We start from the raw sequence: 14,295 nt of genomic DNA, 5'->3' as shown, positions 1-14,295 counted from the left end.
CTTTGCAGGACAAGGGACTTTCGGTCCCGATGTGGTCTAGAGGTTTTCCCGGCTCCACCGGGCGAACAGGTCCGCGCCGCCGGTCTCGCGGACCTCCGCGAAACCGTCCACGAGGTAGGGCTCGATCCAGCCCTCCTCGTGGCGGTCGAGGCCGTCGAACACGCTGCGGAACACGAGGACCGCCTCCTGGCGGGGCTGCCCGGTCCGCTCGATCAGGTCCCCCAGCGCCCAGGCGGCGTAGTCGGCGGCGGCGTACCGGTCGTCGGCGGCGCATCGCCGGAACGCGTCCTCGATGAACGCGACCGCCTCCTCGACCCGTGACGGGGACGGCTCGGACTTCAGCGCCGCGCGGGCTCGGGCGAACTTGGAACCCGGCGTGACCGGTGGGACGAGCTGGTCGAGGAACGTCTTCGTTTCCTCGGCGAACGGCGGCGCCTGGCCGGCGCGGCGGACGGCGATCTCGACGACTCGGGTGTGCGCGCGCAACATCCAGTTCTCGAGATGGGTGATCTTGTGCTGGCCCCACAGGAAGTGCAGCAACCCCGCCAGCGTCCGATGAAGCACGGGCACCGCGTCCTCGCCGATGAGGCCGCGCCAGGCGAGCCGTTCCGCGCAGGTCCGCGCGTACGGGGCCTCCGCGCCGCTGTGGTGGAGCCGGTGCTGGAACCCCCACACGACGGCGTTGTGGGCGACCGCGGTGACCGTCAGATCCGGCACGATCAGCGTCGGATCACCGCGCCAGTGCTGTTCGTGCTCGAACAACGCCTCGTGCAGGCTCAGCATCGCGTCGACGGCGGGGTCCGAGCGGTCGTTGACCGTCATGCCACTGCTGAGGTGGACGGTCTCGATCTTGCGGGGTTCGTAGGTCGGGTCGCGCGAGCGCAGTTCGGCGACCGCCTCACGATGAGCCTCGTACGCCGGTTCCCACTTGCCGCGCAACGGTTCGAGCGCCCTCACCACGTCGCGCAGCACGGCCTCCAGCTCGTCGAGGCCGCCCTCCGCCCTGGCGACGTCCGCCAGCTCCAGCAGGCGGCCGGCCGCACCGATGTCGTGGCCGATCTCGCTGGCCAGCCCGATGTCCAGGCGTGTCGACGAACTCCAACGCCGCAGCCAGGCGCAGATCATCCGGCTGGGCGGTCGCGAGGGCGTGGACGAGGCGTTCCTGGGTCGGCAGCGGTTCGCCGTTGAACAGGGCCGCCGTCGCGTCCCGCGGCCGCCACTCCGCGGTGCCGTCGAGCCGCTCGAACGGTGTGCCGATCAGGACCGTCGTCCCCCACAGCACGGGGCTGACCAGGTCCGCCATCCGCGCTCGGGCCCGGCGCAGCGCCTCACCGACGGGGTGATCGCGGGCCTCGGTGTAGAAGGCGGCTGCCAGCTGGGCCGCGCTCCGATCCTCGACGGGCGACAGATTCGCGACGACCGCGGGAGAACCGGCGCGGGCGAAGGCGTACGCGACACCGCGGCTGACGCCACCACCGACGTAGCGGCCACGGCCCAGCGAACAGGCGTTGAGATACGTGACGCAGTCGAGCCGGTGCCGCAGGGCGATGTCGAGCGCCTTCACCCGCGCGCCCTCGCTCAGCACGAGGGATTCCGCACCCGCCGCGGCGTCACCGTGGCACGCGAGGTGCAGCACGCCTGCCAGCGGCGCGATCTCCAGCAGCGCCTGCGGCGTGGCCTGGAACCCGGTCCAGGACTCGACGTCCCAGCCTGCGAGCGCGTCGCGGACCGCGCCGATCTCGGCGTCCGCGAACGACAGGTCCGGCAACCCCGGTGCCGAGGACACCGCTATGCACAGCGCACGCCGAGCAGAACTCCTTACCACGAGCGGAGGTTCGAGCACCCGCAGTGCGTGCGCCAGTGAGAGGCAACGCGAAATCGCTTTGCTGATACCGAGAAACGACTGTCCGTCGTGGAGCAGCTCGATCGGCACGCGGTCCCGGCCGTGGCCGAAGTCAGGTACGACGATCACGGTCGACGCATCCCGCAGCTCTGCTCGAACCTCGTCCGGCAAGGCATCGAAAGCGTTGCGTCCCAGCGTTTCGAGCGCGACGGGCTTGCGCAGCGCCGCGTCCATGCCGTCGGTGAGCGCGTCGAGAACCCGCTGCGCGGAGGCCGAGCGCACGGTGTTCTCGCCGCCCGATCCGACGCACAGGAACTCGGCCTCCTCCCCCACGCTCTGGATCACGAGCACCAGCACGCCCGGCCGGTTGCGCACGGCGAACGCGAGACGGCCGATGCGGTCGGTGGACACGGAGGCGTCCTCGGGTGATCGCAACGCCTCGATCAGCATGGCCGTGCGCTGCCGTCCGCCCGGCTCCCGGACAGCGGCCACGAGCGCGGGTTCGCAGGCGGCGCGCAGCCGCAGGCCCAGGGTCGAAGTCGCCAGCTGCGGCGCGACGTCCGCCAGTGTCAGGAGCACCATGTCGATCGGTTCGTCGGCTCCGGCGTGGTCTCCGGCCAGGTGACGCTGCCTCGCCAGCGCCGCGAACCCCAGGATGAACGTGATCGCGTCGCTGGGAGCGTGCGTCGAGCGGAAGGCGTCTTCGATGGTCTGTCGCGCGCGCCCGACGTCTCCGTGCGTCAGCCAGGCATCCGTTTGCAGGGCACGAACTCCGAGGACCCAGTCGGGATCGTCGGCGGCGACAGCCACGAACCGTGCCGCCGCCGCGTCGATCTCGCCGGGTGGCAGCGAGGACAGCACACCGACCAGGGCCAGCACGGACTCGTCGGGCAGTCCTTCCTCCGCCACCACGTCCACCGCGTCCCGCGCCGGGTCTTCGGCCTGTGCCGTGCGGGCAAGGCCCAGGACGGCGAGTTGCCGTGCCTGCCGCATCTCGGGCCCCAACAGGGCTGCTCCACCGTCCAGCGGAACACCCGAGCCGAACATCAGCTCCGTCCACGGACCGGTCAGCGCCCGAGCACGTCTGCCGGTGGTCAGCGCGGCCTCGAGCTCGGCCGCGATCTCGTAGCCCCGCCGTGCCTCGCCGATCTCCAGCGCGGCCTCGGCGAGCCGGGCCTCGACGAGGTTCCGGTGCATCCTCAGGTAGTGCGCCAGCGGATGACCGCTGTCCGCGGTGTCGTTCGCGCGGTCCACGAGCACTCTGGCGTCCGCGGGATCGCCGAGTTCGAACGCCGCCCTGGCACCCAGCAGCGCCAGCCAGGTCGCGGCAGCGCGTCGTTCGCCGTCGTCCAGGGCGCCCAGCAGCGAGGCGTCCAGGCCGGTGTGCGCCACCCGTTGTGCCGCTTCGAAGTCACCGGTCAGGAAGAGGGTCTCCGCCGCGCCGACCGCGAGGCGTTGCACGGTCGCGGCGTCCTCCGGGACCTCGGCGGCCCACCGCCGCAGCACCTGGGCGATGGTCAGCGGCGACGCCTGCCGCTGCCCCGGCTCCGGCCACTGCCACGCGCGGAACACCTGCTGGAACCGCGCGAGGTGAGTGGCCGGCGAGGCGCGCATCGGTCGTCACTGCCCGATGACCCAGTACTGCGCCGCCTCCGGGCCTCGTTGCAGACGCAGCCGTTGCGCCGGGTCCTCGTTGTGCCTCAGCAGGTTGTCGATGTCACGCAGAATGGGCTCCGCCGCCGCGTAGTAGCCGTGGCCCAGCATCGTCACGTCGATGTTCGTGACCTCGATGGTGTCGATGTCCGGCACCACGGTGACCGGCGGGGTGAAGCCCGCGCGGGGAGCGTCCTGCAGGAACTGCGACATGCCCAGCGCCCGGTCCCGCGCCGACACGTACATGGTGGTGCGCTGGGAGATCTTCGGGTACACGGCGGCGAGGTCCTGGAACAGTCCGACGCTGATGTCCGGCGCCGCGAGGATGATCTGTCCGAAGCGGACGCCCGCCTTCTCGCTCGCCGTCGCGGTGATCCGCTGGATCGCCCGCGCCAGCCCGCGGTTGGCCATCGAGTGGGCGATGATGTGGACGGTCGCGCCGCCCAGAGCGGTGCACAGGCCGCTGAGGAAGTCGGCGATGGCCCGTTCGCTCTCCTCGATGCGCGCCACGTCGGCGAAGTAGTCCTTCACCGACGCCTTGGACGGCCAGCTGAAGAACGCCGCCGCGCCGTCGATCTTGAGGTCCGCGAACAGCTGCGCCGCCCGGATCGCGGCCTCGTCGAACGTCACGTTGTAGCCGTGCAGGTAGAACAGCACCTGCTTGCCGGTGCTGTCGGCGAGTCCTTCCCGGAGGTCGGCGAAGAACTCGTCCGGCCCGTCGAGCGGCCTGCGCGCCTGGACCCTGATGCGGTCGTCGGCGAAGTCGAGCCGGATCCACCTCTTGTACCAGGCGGTGCCGATGCTGCCGAACTTGTGCGCCTTCGGGATCGCGACCTCGCAGACCCCGTGGTGCACGGAGTCGTCGCGCTGGTCGCCGAACCCGTCCTTCACCGGCTTGCGGTTGGTGCCGTACCAGACCTCGTACAGGCGGGGCTCGGTCTCGGGGTCCCTGACCTTCTCGCTGTCGTAGCGGAACTCTCGCGCGCCTTCCAGGGCGAAGATCGGCGTAGCCGGGTCGAGCGGGGTCAGGGAGGCGGGGTCGAACACGCCCTCCCAGATGGCGGTGACGACCGCGTCGACAGCGGCGATCGTCTCGTCGCTCAGGAGCTCGACCAGCATCCGCCGGGCGTCCACCTTGGGAACCTGGTTCGGGTTGAGGCAGGCAAATAGGGCGTGCACGACGAGCGCGTCGTCGACTCGCCCCACCAGGCCGCGCTCGTCCGGCACGATGTCGACCGGCGTGCGCCAGTACTGCCAGATGCCGTCCAGCACCCGGCGGACCTCCGGGGTGGCGTTCGCCTCGAGCTCGGCGAGCCGGTCGGGCACCAGCCCGATGGCGACGTGGACGATCCGGCTGCGCTCTTTGACGTCCTCGAACAGCAGGACCGAGCGCATCATCTCGGCACGCAGGCTCGGCCGCAGCTCCTCCCGCGCCATCGCCTCGGCGAGGTCGCTCCTGATCTGCTCGATCATCGTGCCCTCCTCAGCGACCTGCGCAGTTCTTCGGCCGTGTCGTCGTCGAGCAGCTCCGCGAGGCTCGTGAACAGATCACGTGCCCCCGGCAGGTCACCGGCCATCGCCGTCAGCGAGATCGCGTTCGCCGCGCTCTGCCGGACCCGCTGCTCGTACACCTCGTCCCCGTCGGCCAGCTCCAGGTAAACCTCGAGCGCGGCCAGCGTCAGCGTCCGGGCGGCCGCGTGGTCACCGCCGCGGACGTGCCATCCGGCCTGGAACGACAGGAAGGTCGCTTCCGCGCCGCGATCCCCGGCCTCGCGGCAGAGTTCGACGCCTCGGTTCGCCGTGCCGAGTTCGTAGTCCTCGGGGTCGCTGTGCACGTCGTCCAGGCAGCGGAAGATCTCCAGCGCGGTCGTGGCCGCCGACCGGGGTGCCAGGAACTTCCGCACAGCGGCATAGGAGGTGTCAGACGCGCGCCCTGGTCCCGAATAGTCCTCCAGCAACTCGTAGACCGCGGCGGCCTCCTCGTAGGAGACACCGCCCCACGGTGGCGAACCCCCGACGGACCAGATCAGGTCGTCGAACGCCTCGGGATCGTCGCTGCCCACATAGCGCAACATCCACAGCGGCCATGGCCGCGTGGTGTGGTCGGTCGCGTCCGCTGTCATTGAGGACCCTCCTGCCCTCCAATCGCCTCGCCGCGACGCTCGGTTACCGGCGCACACCCGTCTGGCCCAGTGCGTCGTCCTGCCGGAGGCGGATCTCGCCGCGTCCGGGCATCACCGGCCGAACACTGTGCTGAACGAGTGAAGGATGCGAACATGTGTTCGTGAGCACGCCCATCCTCCACGCCGACCTGGACGCGTTCTACGCCTCCGTCGAGCAACGGGACGACCCGCGCCTGCGCGGCCGCCCGGTCATCGTGGGCGGCGGCGTGGTGCTCGCCGCGAGCTACGAGGCCAAAGCCTTCGGCATCCGCACGGCGATGGGCGGCGCACGAGCGTTGCGGCTCTGTCCTCACGCGATCGTCGTACCGCCCCGCATGTCGGCCTACTCCGCTGCGAGCAAGGCGGTCTTCGAGGTCTTCCGCGACACCACACCGCTGGTCGAGGGCATCTCCATCGACGAGGCGTTCCTCGACGTCGGCGGCCTGCACAAGATCGCCGGCCCGCCCGAGCTGATCGCGTCACGCCTGCGCGCACGGGTGCTCTCGCAGGTCGGCCTGCCGATCACGGTCGGCGTCGCGCGGACGAAGTTCCTGGCGAAGGTCGCGAGCGCGGTGGCCAAACCGGACGGCCTGCTGGTCGTCCCGGCGGACGGCGAACTGGAGTTCCTGCACCCGCTCCCGGTGGAACGACTGTGGGGCGTCGGCAAGGTGACGGCGGCCAAACTGCACAACCTCGGCATTCGCACGGTCGGCCAGGTAGCCGGCTTCGACGTGACCGACCTGGTCTCCCTCCTGGGCAAGGCGGCGGGCCGGCACCTCCACGCCCTGGCGCACAACCGCGACCCACGCCCGGTGCAGACAGGCAGACGCCGCCGCTCGATCGGCTCCCAACGCGCCCTCGGCCGCACCCCGCACGACCTCGACCCCATCCTCGCCTCGCTGATCGACGGCGTGACCCGCCGCCTCCGCACGGCCCACCGCGCGTGCCGGACGGTCGTGCTGCGCCTGCGTTTCGCCGACTTCACCCGCGCCACCCGCTCACAAACGGTGCTCCACCCGACGGCCGACACCTCGCTGCTGCTGACCGTGGCACGACAGCTCCTCGTCACCGCGATGCCGGAGATCACCGAGCGCGGCATCACGTTGCTGGGCGTGTCCCTGACCAACCTCGGCGACGAGGACTCGATTCAGCTGATGCTTCCGTTCGACGAGCGCCCACCCGGCGCGCTGGACGCCACGCCGGACCGGTTGAAGGACAGGTTCGGCTCTTCGTCGGTGACGCGGGCCGTGCTACTCGGCCGCGATCCCGGCATCTCGGTGCCACTGCTCCCGGACTAGCCCGCAAGTCCACTGTGGACGCCGGGCCGGCGGGGACAACCCCGCAGGCCGGTCAGAGCGGCGACATCACCCGTACGGCCCCGTAAGTCGCCAAAAACAGGGGCCGGATGGACGCAGGCGGTCTAGACTCGCGAAGTTCCCTGGCGGTCCCCCCAGCGCTCTGCGGAGATCACCTCCGGTTAGGATGAAAACTGTGAACATCCGTCCCTTGCCGCTCGCCGCGTCGCCGTGGACGCGCCCGGGCCTCGGGAGGCGATCGCGTTGGTGAACCCCAGGGCAGACCTGCTGTCGAAGCAGCTCGACCTCGCCTCGTTCTCGCTGTCCGAACTGCGTTTCCTGCACAGGCGGGACCTGGACGCCGCGATCCATCGCACCGTCGAACAGGCCCGCCACACCGACTCGGGTGACGGCATCCAGGAACAAAGGTGAGCGGCAGAGGCGACCTGGCCCGGCTCCGCGTACCGAACCACGTCTTCGACCGGATCTGCGCCGGTCCCGCCGACGATGAGAGCATGTCTCTCCTGCGCAGGGGCCAGTACGGCATCCGCCTGCTCAGGTTGAAGACCCTGATCGAGTCGATGTCGGGACAGCGGTTCGCGGCCGGCGACCTCGACGAGGCGTGGACGGTGCTCGCCGACGCCGAGAGCACGGCGCCCGCGGTGGTCGAGGAACTGCTGATGCACCCCGCTGTGGGTGTCTGGCTGGCTCGCACCCTGCACGACATCTACGCAGAGGCGGCTCCCGCACAGGAGGAAGTCCAAGCACTGCACGCCGTTGCAGCTGCCGCGGCTGTCCGATGTAGACTCTCCTGCACGCTCTCGGTGCCCGTGGTACAGGGCGCCGTCACCCTGCCGACGGTCGGCCAGTGGCGACTGGACGAGCAGCCCCTTCCGGCCGGCCGGGTCGAGCTGCGGATCGCCGCGGGCGACGTCACCTTCGGCCCCCGTGCCTCGTTCGTCACCGCCAAGCGGCACAGCGCGAAAGCACAGGGCCAGTTGCTGGAGGTCGCCTTCGACGACGTGGACCCGCACCGGGAGTTCTCGGCCCCCGCGCCGCCGAACCCCCTGGACGAGGCCGCGTTCGACGAGTGGTGCACGCAGCTCGACGAGGCCTGGGACATCCTCACGCGCTGGCACGCGGACTACGCCTCCGAACTGTCGGCCGGGCTGACGACGTTGATCCCGCTGGCCACCGAGACGCCGGTGTTCGCCGCGTCCTCGGTGAACGCGTTCGGCGGCGTCGCCTTGTCCCCCAAGCAATCCGCGACCGACCTCGCGGAAGCCATGGTGCACGAGATCCAGCACTCCAAACTCAACGCGCTGATGGATCTCCTGTCCCTGCACCGGGAAGACGACCACACCTGGTTCTATGCGCCGTGGCGGGACGACCCGCGTCCGCTGGGCGGGATTCTGCACGGCATCTACGCGTTCACCAGCGTCGCGGAGTTCTGGGACGTGCAGCGCGGTCTCGTGCCGCCCGCGCAGGCCCGTCGTGGCCACTTCGCCTTCGCGTTCCGCTGCCGCCAGGTTCGCGAAGCTATCGACGCTGTGAGGGAATCGGCCGAGCTCACCGAACTCGGCACGAGGTTCCTGGCGGCGTCTTCCGCACGGCTCGCGGCACTCGACCCCGCCTCGGTACCCGCTGATCTCGCGGACGCCATCACCACGCTCCTGGCCGACCACCGGGCGACCTGGCGGATCCACCACGTCCGGCCGAACGCCGCCGACGTCACGGCCGCCGCCGACGCGTGGACGCTCGGAGGTCCCCGCCCTGCCGTCGTGCGCCGCGAGGTCGTGCCGGTCGCCCAGCAGGCGGAGTCCTCCCGCGCGGCTCTGGTCAAGCTGCGGGCACTGGACCCGGAGTCGTTCCGCCGCATCGACTCCGGCGAGTCCGCGGACGTGCGGTTCGCCGGTGGCGACCTCGACTCGGCCGCGGCCACCTACGAACGCCTTGTCCTGGCAGAGCCGCTGGACCACGACGCCTGGGTCGGCCTCGGCCTGGCCGCGGGCTCACGGGCACTGCTCGACCAGCCGGAAACCGTTCGGGCCGTGCACCTGCAGGTGCTCGCCCGCACCGGCGTGGCGGCGGCTCCCCTCGACCTCGCGGCCTGGCTGGCTCGGGCCTGAGCTCACAGCTCCATGGTGTCGGTGTCGCAGGTCGCCCTGATGTGCTGGCTCGCCAGGATCGTCGCGGGGTGGTGCGCGCCCAGGACCCTGCGGAAGCCCGCCACCGTCTCCTCGTGCAGGATCAGCGACTCCTCGGCCTCCCCCGCCTGCCGCAGGTCCATCGCGAGGTTGAGCGCCACGGCCAGCGTCGACGGGTGATCGACACCGAGCACCCTGGTCGACCGCTCCACCAACTCCTCGTCGAGCGCCCTCGCCCCGGTGAGGTCGCCGAGCGCGGCGAGGTCGCTGGCGAGGTTGGTGGCGGCCACGAGAGCGAACGGGTGGTCGCTGTCGAACGTGGCGCGCAGCCCGTGCACGGCGACCTCGTCGAGGTCGCGGGCTTCCTCGGCGGCTTCCAGCATCCTGTGCACGGAGGCCAGGTTCATCGCCGCGATCAGCGTGTACGGGTGCTGGGGCCCGCGGATCTCGCGGAACAGCTCGCAGGCGGTCAGCGCCGCCTCGTGCGCCGCCTCCAGGTCGCCGATGTGCCGCAGGTCGACCGACAGGCTCGTCAGCGAGGTCACGGTGTCGATGTGGCGGTCGCCGTGCCGGCTGCGGTAGGTGGCGACGCACTCCCTGGACAGGGCGACCGCGCCCGCGTGGTCTCCGAGCTTGCGCAGAGTCACCGCCATGTTGCGAGTCGCGCCGATCGTGTACGGGTGGTCGGCGCCGAACAGGTCCCGCTGATGTGACAACGCTTCCTGTTGCAGGCCACCGGCTCCGTGGTAGTCACCGCACTCCCGGAGGTCCATCGCGAGCGCGTTCATCGACCGGTAGGTCATCAGGTGGTCGCTGCCCAGAACGACGATCCTGCGCCTGAGGGTCTCCTCGTCGAGGTCCCTCGCCCCGAAGAAGTCACCCATCAACCGGTAGCAGCTCGCGAGGTTGCTCGCGTAGTAGAGCGTCGCCGGATCGTCCTCGCCGAGGATCACGCGCGACCTGGCGTGAACGGTCCGCTGCAGCGCGAGCTCCTCCGCGAACTTGCCCTCGGAACGCCGGTCGGCCGCGACCGTGTCGAGCATGCTGAGAACGGTCTCGTGGTCCTCGCCCACGGCCTCGCGCAGCACCTCGAGGTTTCGCTCGTTGACCCGCATGGCCTGGTCGATCTTGCCGAGCCTGCGCAGGGCGACCGCGTAGTGACGCGTCATCTCGACGGTGTCGAGGTCGCTGTGGCCGAGGTTGCGCTGCCATTCCTGCACCGCCTGCTCGGAGAGGTCCAGCGCTCCCCCGTAGTCGCCGCCGGCGAGCAGGTAGCCGGCCAGGTTGATCATCATCACCCGCACCCACCGGTCGCCGCACTCCACCGCTCGCGACACCGCCGCGTGCGGCAGCATTTCGGCGTACCTCGACCAGTTCGTCGAGTCCTCCGGGTCGCCGGGATCGCCGTTGGCAAGCAACACGTGCACCGTGTGGCGCAGGTCCCGCTGCTCGTCGGCCGGCAATCGGTTCTTCAGGACGGCCTGGACCAACCGGTGCAGCTGCAGGGTGTTGTTGCGGTGGTCGATCTTCGCCAGGCTGTACCGGCTGATCTCCCGCACGGCCCGGTTGAGCTTGATCGGGTCCTCGAAGGCCTCGGCGAGCGCGTCGGACACGGGCATGCCGCGCACACCGCTGAACCAGCGCCGCGAGATCGGTTCCGGTCCGAAGAACGCGCAGACCTGCAGCAGCTGCAGTGCCGCCGGGTGGTCGTTCTTCAGCCGGTTCAACGGCACGTTCCACGCCGCCGCGACCGGCAGCTGGTAGTCGCTCGAGGTGCCGACCTCGAGCAGTTCGGTGCGGCCCTGTTCCAGCAGCTCCAGGTACTCGCCGACCTGCATGCCGGTCTGCGCCCTCCACGCGGCCGCCTGCTCGACCGCGAGCGGCAGGTCGCCGAGTGCCTCCGCGAGCCGGTCCGCGTCGGCGCGCGGGAACAGCGAGTCCCTGCGCTGCAACAGTTCGATGCTCTCCTCGCGGGTGAACAGGTCCACCTCGACCGGCCGGGCGACGCCGGCCCACTCGGAGTTGCGCGACGTCACGACGACGTGGCCGACACCGCCGGGGAAGAACGGCCGCACGGTCTCCGGACGGTCGGCGTTGTCGAACACCAGGATCCAGCGGGAGAAGGGTTTCCCGGTGCGCAACGCCTCCAGCACCCCGGGAATCGCCGTGTCCGCCGAAGAGCCCGGTACGCCGAGCCGCTTGGCCAGCTCCGTCAGACCCGCCGTGATCTGGGCCGGGTGCTCCGCGGAGATCCACCACACGACGTCGTACTCGGCGGCGTGCTGGTAGATGTACTCGATCATGGTCTGGGACTTCCCGACACCGCCCATTCCGTGCAGCGCCTCGGGGAGCACGGCGGTCGCCCCTGGTTCGAGCAGACGGCGGCGCAGCTGCTCCAGGAGCGCCCCGCGACCGACGAAGTCGGGGTTTCGCAGCGGAACCGGTCCCCACACCTGCGGCTGGCCGGTCGTCTCGAGGCGCTGGCCCAGCGGTTCCTGGGCCGTCACGGCGGTGTGGTGGGCTGCGGACGACTCCAGCTCCGTCCGCGCTGCCGCGAGTCGCCGCGCCCGTCGTGCGAACGGCCCGGACAACGCGCGGAGCAGGCTCTCCTGAACCTTCAGGTACGGCAGGTTGTCGTGGGTGAGCTCGGGAACGGGAGCCTCGTCCGGGGCGGCGAGCGCGGCACTGAGGTCCCGCAGCGACGTGTGCGCGTCGGCGGCCTGCTCGCTGAGCACCCTGGCGACCCGGACGGTGTCCGACCGCTTCGCGGTGGCGAGGAGCTCGTCGCGCACACCGTCGTGGAAGTCGTAGGCGATCCTGGCGCCGTCCGGCGAGTCACCGGTGGGCAGCTGCCTGAGCAACCCACCGAGCATGACCTCGGCGAGCGTGGTCAGGGTGGAACCGGGCAGCACCACCCGTTGCACGAGCGTCATCAGCGGCAGGGACAACGGCGTGGCGGCGAGCAGCCCCGCGAGCTCGAACGCCTCCACCGAAGCGTTCGTGCGGAAGCGTGTCACGCGTTCACGAGCCGTGAGTTGTCCTTCCCGGCCGTTCGGCTGGACGGGCGCGGTGTCCTCCGCAGACGGGGACACCAGGGTCGCCGTCGTCTCGACCCATCCGCCGTCGCCGGAGTTGAGGAGCTTCGCCCAGCCCGCCATCCAGTCCGCGGACAGCGCCAGCACCGGGACGGGAACCGACTTCGCCTGCTCGTGCGCGCCGATGCCGGCGTCAGGCGCGACGGCCTGGACCTTCAGGTGCCGGTTCGCGGCGCCGGCCCTGCTCGCGGACAACCGCACCCGGCGGGTCGTGAGAGCGCTCCAGTGCCACAGCCGCTGCTCGAGCACCTGGACGATCGCCACGGGCATCGTCCGCCCCCATCGGGCCAGCAACGCCGGCACTGCGCCGTTGCGCCACGCCTTGCCGATGGCGTCGGTCAGCACCAGCACCACCCGTCGACCGGAGGGCTCCACGAGGTGGGACCACGGCCACGCCTTGACCTCCTCGCCGCCGACCTTGAGCAGCAGGTCGCCCGGCGAGGTCGCGGAGCTGTCGAGCCGGTAGTGGCGGACGTCGCGAAACGCGCCCTGCCGCCGCAGCAGCGTCAGGAACTCGGCTGCCGTGCGGCGCCAGATGTCCATCGACGGCCCGACGTCGGTCACGAGGGCCAGGTCGAACCGACGCCAGGGTGCCGGTCGCCACTCGGGCAGCCACAGGCCGTCCTGCGCGGCGCGGACCGCGGTGACCTCCTCGTCGAGCACGGTGCGCCACGGGGATGACGTCGTGTGCATGAAGGGGCGAAGGGCTCGCGCGATCTCCCGTGCCTCCGGCAGCGCCACGACCACGGGCCAGGCGAGCGGGAAGGCGCCGGTGCCCGCGGCCGGGCCGGGCTCGGAGCTCGACCGGGGCGGCCCCGGTGCGAGGTCCTGGGGCTCACCCCGCGGCCCGCCGGAGTCCACTTCCTCGTTCTCCCCGCGTGGCTCTTCCGCCGAGGTCTCGTGCGGTGGCTCGTCCGGCCGCGGTGCTTCGGGTCCGTCCTGCGGTGGCCGGAGCTTCCCGGCGAGCCACAGGGCGTCACGCAGCTCCTGACACGTCAGGTCCGCGGTGGACACCCTGTCGTCCGCCCGCCTCGCCCCGCCGAACTGCTGGGGGAAGACGGACGGACCGGCTGCCGGGTCTTCGTTCATTCAGGTTCCGCCGACAGGGGGTGCCAAATCGCGTTCAGCAGGTCGTTCCAGTCGCTGTCGAGCTGGTACGCGCCGGAGGTGGCCAGCTGGGTCGCCAGGTGCACCGCGTTGAGGAGCTGGTCGGACGCGAGGCCGCCGCGCTGGGCGCTGTGTTCCAGGAAGTCCGCGATCAGCCGCGCGAGGTCGATGCCCTCCGCCTCACCGAAGTGCGCCGCGATCATGCCGCCCAGCTGGTCGAAGTCCGGTGGCTGCACGTGCAGTTTCAGGCAGCGCCGCAGAAACGCCGGCGGGAACTCCCTCTCGCCGTTGCTGGTGATGATGACGATCGGGAACTCACGGCACCGCACGACGCCGTTCTTCACGACGGCGGAACCACCGCGGTCGGCGGTCAGCACGCGCACGTCCGGCTGTCTCGCGGCGAAGCGGACGAGCTCCGGGATGTGGTACTCGCCCTCCTCGAACACGTTGAGGAGGTCGTTGGGCAGGTCGATGTCGCCCTTGTCCAGCTCGTCGATCAGCAGCACCCTCGGCAGTTCGTAGGGCAGCAACGCGGTGCCGAGCGGGCCCAGGTGGATGTAGTCACCGAGGTCGGACTCGGCGGGCGTCTTGCCCGAACGGTCCGCCGCCGCCTGCACCCGCCCGATCGCGTCGTAGAGGTAGAGGCCGTCCTTGAGCACCGTGCGGCTCGTGACGGGCCAGCGCAGCACGGGCCCCAGGCCGAGCTCCCTGGACACGAGGTAGGCCAGCGACGACTTGCCCGTTCCCGGGCTGCCGGTGACCAGAAGCGGGCGACGCAGGTAGATCGCGGCGTTCACCATCAGGACCTCGCGGTCGTGCGGCTTTCGCCCGACGGAGCGCGGCAGGCCGATCCGGCGGTCGGCCTCTCCCCCGTCCCCGGTCGGCCGGAACACCTCGCCGGAACCGCTGAACCTCCGCCACGGCGGAGCGTCCGGCAGCCTGCCCAGTGGCGACGACGTCACCTCTCCGGTGCCCTGGTACACCTGCCATCCC

9 protein-coding genes are annotated in these 14,295 nt (G+C 70.9%); 3 read left to right on the top strand and 6 right to left on the bottom strand.

Annotation, left to right across the window (positions count from 1 at the left end; translation table 11 throughout):
* Positions 1-36: 36 nt before the first annotated feature.
* From ABZ345_RS02335 to ABZ345_RS02320, 4 genes are read right to left on the bottom strand one after another with little or no spacing between them, the layout of a single operon-like run.
* Positions 37-972, bottom strand: a complete 936-nt coding sequence (locus tag ABZ345_RS02335) for a hypothetical protein (protein ID WP_359842071.1) — start codon at positions 970-972, stop codon at positions 37-39.
* The gene (locus ABZ345_RS02330; RefSeq protein ID WP_359842070.1) at positions 899-3,457 is read right to left on the bottom strand and encodes a CHAT domain-containing protein; all 2,559 of its coding nucleotides are present in this window, start codon (positions 3,455-3,457) and stop codon (positions 899-901) included. The genes ABZ345_RS02335 and ABZ345_RS02330 overlap by 74 nt, the downstream gene beginning before the upstream one ends.
* A gap of 6 nt (positions 3,458-3,463) precedes the next feature.
* Positions 3,464-4,969 (bottom strand): alpha/beta hydrolase, encoded by a 1,506-nt coding sequence (locus ABZ345_RS02325; RefSeq protein ID WP_359842068.1) that lies wholly within the window; start codon positions 4,967-4,969, stop codon positions 3,464-3,466.
* Positions 4,966-5,619 (bottom strand): hypothetical protein, encoded by a 654-nt coding sequence (locus ABZ345_RS02320; protein ID WP_359842066.1) that lies wholly within the window; start codon positions 5,617-5,619, stop codon positions 4,966-4,968. Before ABZ345_RS02320 ends, ABZ345_RS02325 begins: the two co-directional genes overlap by 4 nt.
* 155 nt (positions 5,620-5,774) lie before the next feature.
* Here ABZ345_RS02320 and dinB point away from each other — a divergent pair, with 155 nt between their 5' ends.
* The 3 genes from dinB (at position 5,775) to ABZ345_RS02305 (ending at position 9,082) form a co-directional block, all read left to right on the top strand.
* Positions 5,775-6,956, top strand: coding sequence for a DNA polymerase IV (gene dinB / locus ABZ345_RS02315; RefSeq protein ID WP_359842064.1), 1,182 nt, complete (start codon positions 5,775-5,777; stop codon positions 6,954-6,956).
* 228 nt (positions 6,957-7,184) lie between these two features.
* Positions 7,185-7,385 carry a hypothetical protein gene (locus tag ABZ345_RS02310; RefSeq protein WP_359842062.1) on the top strand — a complete coding sequence of 67 codons (201 nt, stop codon included), beginning with the start codon at positions 7,185-7,187 and terminating at the stop codon, positions 7,383-7,385.
* Positions 7,382-9,082: an HEXXH motif domain-containing protein gene (locus ABZ345_RS02305; RefSeq protein WP_359842060.1), complete on the top strand. Its 1,701-nt coding sequence runs from the start codon at positions 7,382-7,384 to the stop codon at positions 9,080-9,082. The genes ABZ345_RS02310 and ABZ345_RS02305 overlap by 4 nt, the downstream gene beginning before the upstream one ends.
* Positions 9,083-9,084: 2 nt before the next feature.
* On the opposite strand, the gene fxsT is transcribed toward ABZ345_RS02305, so the two are convergent.
* Both fxsT and ABZ345_RS02295 read right to left on the bottom strand, forming a co-directional pair.
* Positions 9,085-13,284: an FxSxx-COOH system tetratricopeptide repeat protein gene (fxsT, locus tag ABZ345_RS02300; RefSeq protein WP_359842058.1), complete on the bottom strand. Its 4,200-nt coding sequence runs from the start codon at positions 13,282-13,284 to the stop codon at positions 9,085-9,087.
* Positions 13,281-14,285 carry a MoxR family ATPase gene (locus ABZ345_RS02295; protein WP_359842056.1) on the bottom strand — a complete coding sequence of 335 codons (1,005 nt, stop codon included), beginning with the start codon at positions 14,283-14,285 and terminating at the stop codon, positions 13,281-13,283. Before ABZ345_RS02295 ends, fxsT begins: the two co-directional genes overlap by 4 nt.
* Between the last annotated feature and the right edge of the window lie 10 nt (positions 14,286-14,295).

The sequence above is a fragment of the Lentzea sp. NPDC005914 genome, assembly GCF_040629405.1.
Lineage (GTDB): Bacteria > Actinomycetota > Actinomycetes > Mycobacteriales > Pseudonocardiaceae > Lentzea.
The sequence above is the reverse complement of the archived record's forward strand: the minus strand, read 5'-3'. Positions and strand labels throughout refer to the sequence as shown.

What these genes read in the sequence shown, in the direction of transcription:
- ABZ345_RS02330 (WP_359842070.1), bottom strand. Translation starts at nt 3,457, where the DNA reads ATGCGCGCCTCGCCGGCCACTCACCTCGCGCGGTTCCAGCAGGTGTTC.
- ABZ345_RS02325 (WP_359842068.1), bottom strand. Translation starts at nt 4,969, where the DNA reads ATGATCGAGCAGATCAGGAGCGACCTCGCCGAGGCGATGGCGCGGGAG.
- ABZ345_RS02320 (WP_359842066.1), bottom strand. Translation starts at nt 5,619, where the DNA reads ATGACAGCGGACGCGACCGACCACACCACGCGGCCATGGCCGCTGTGG.
- fxsT (WP_359842058.1), bottom strand. Translation starts at nt 13,284, where the DNA reads ATGAACGAAGACCCGGCAGCCGGTCCGTCCGTCTTCCCCCAGCAGTTC.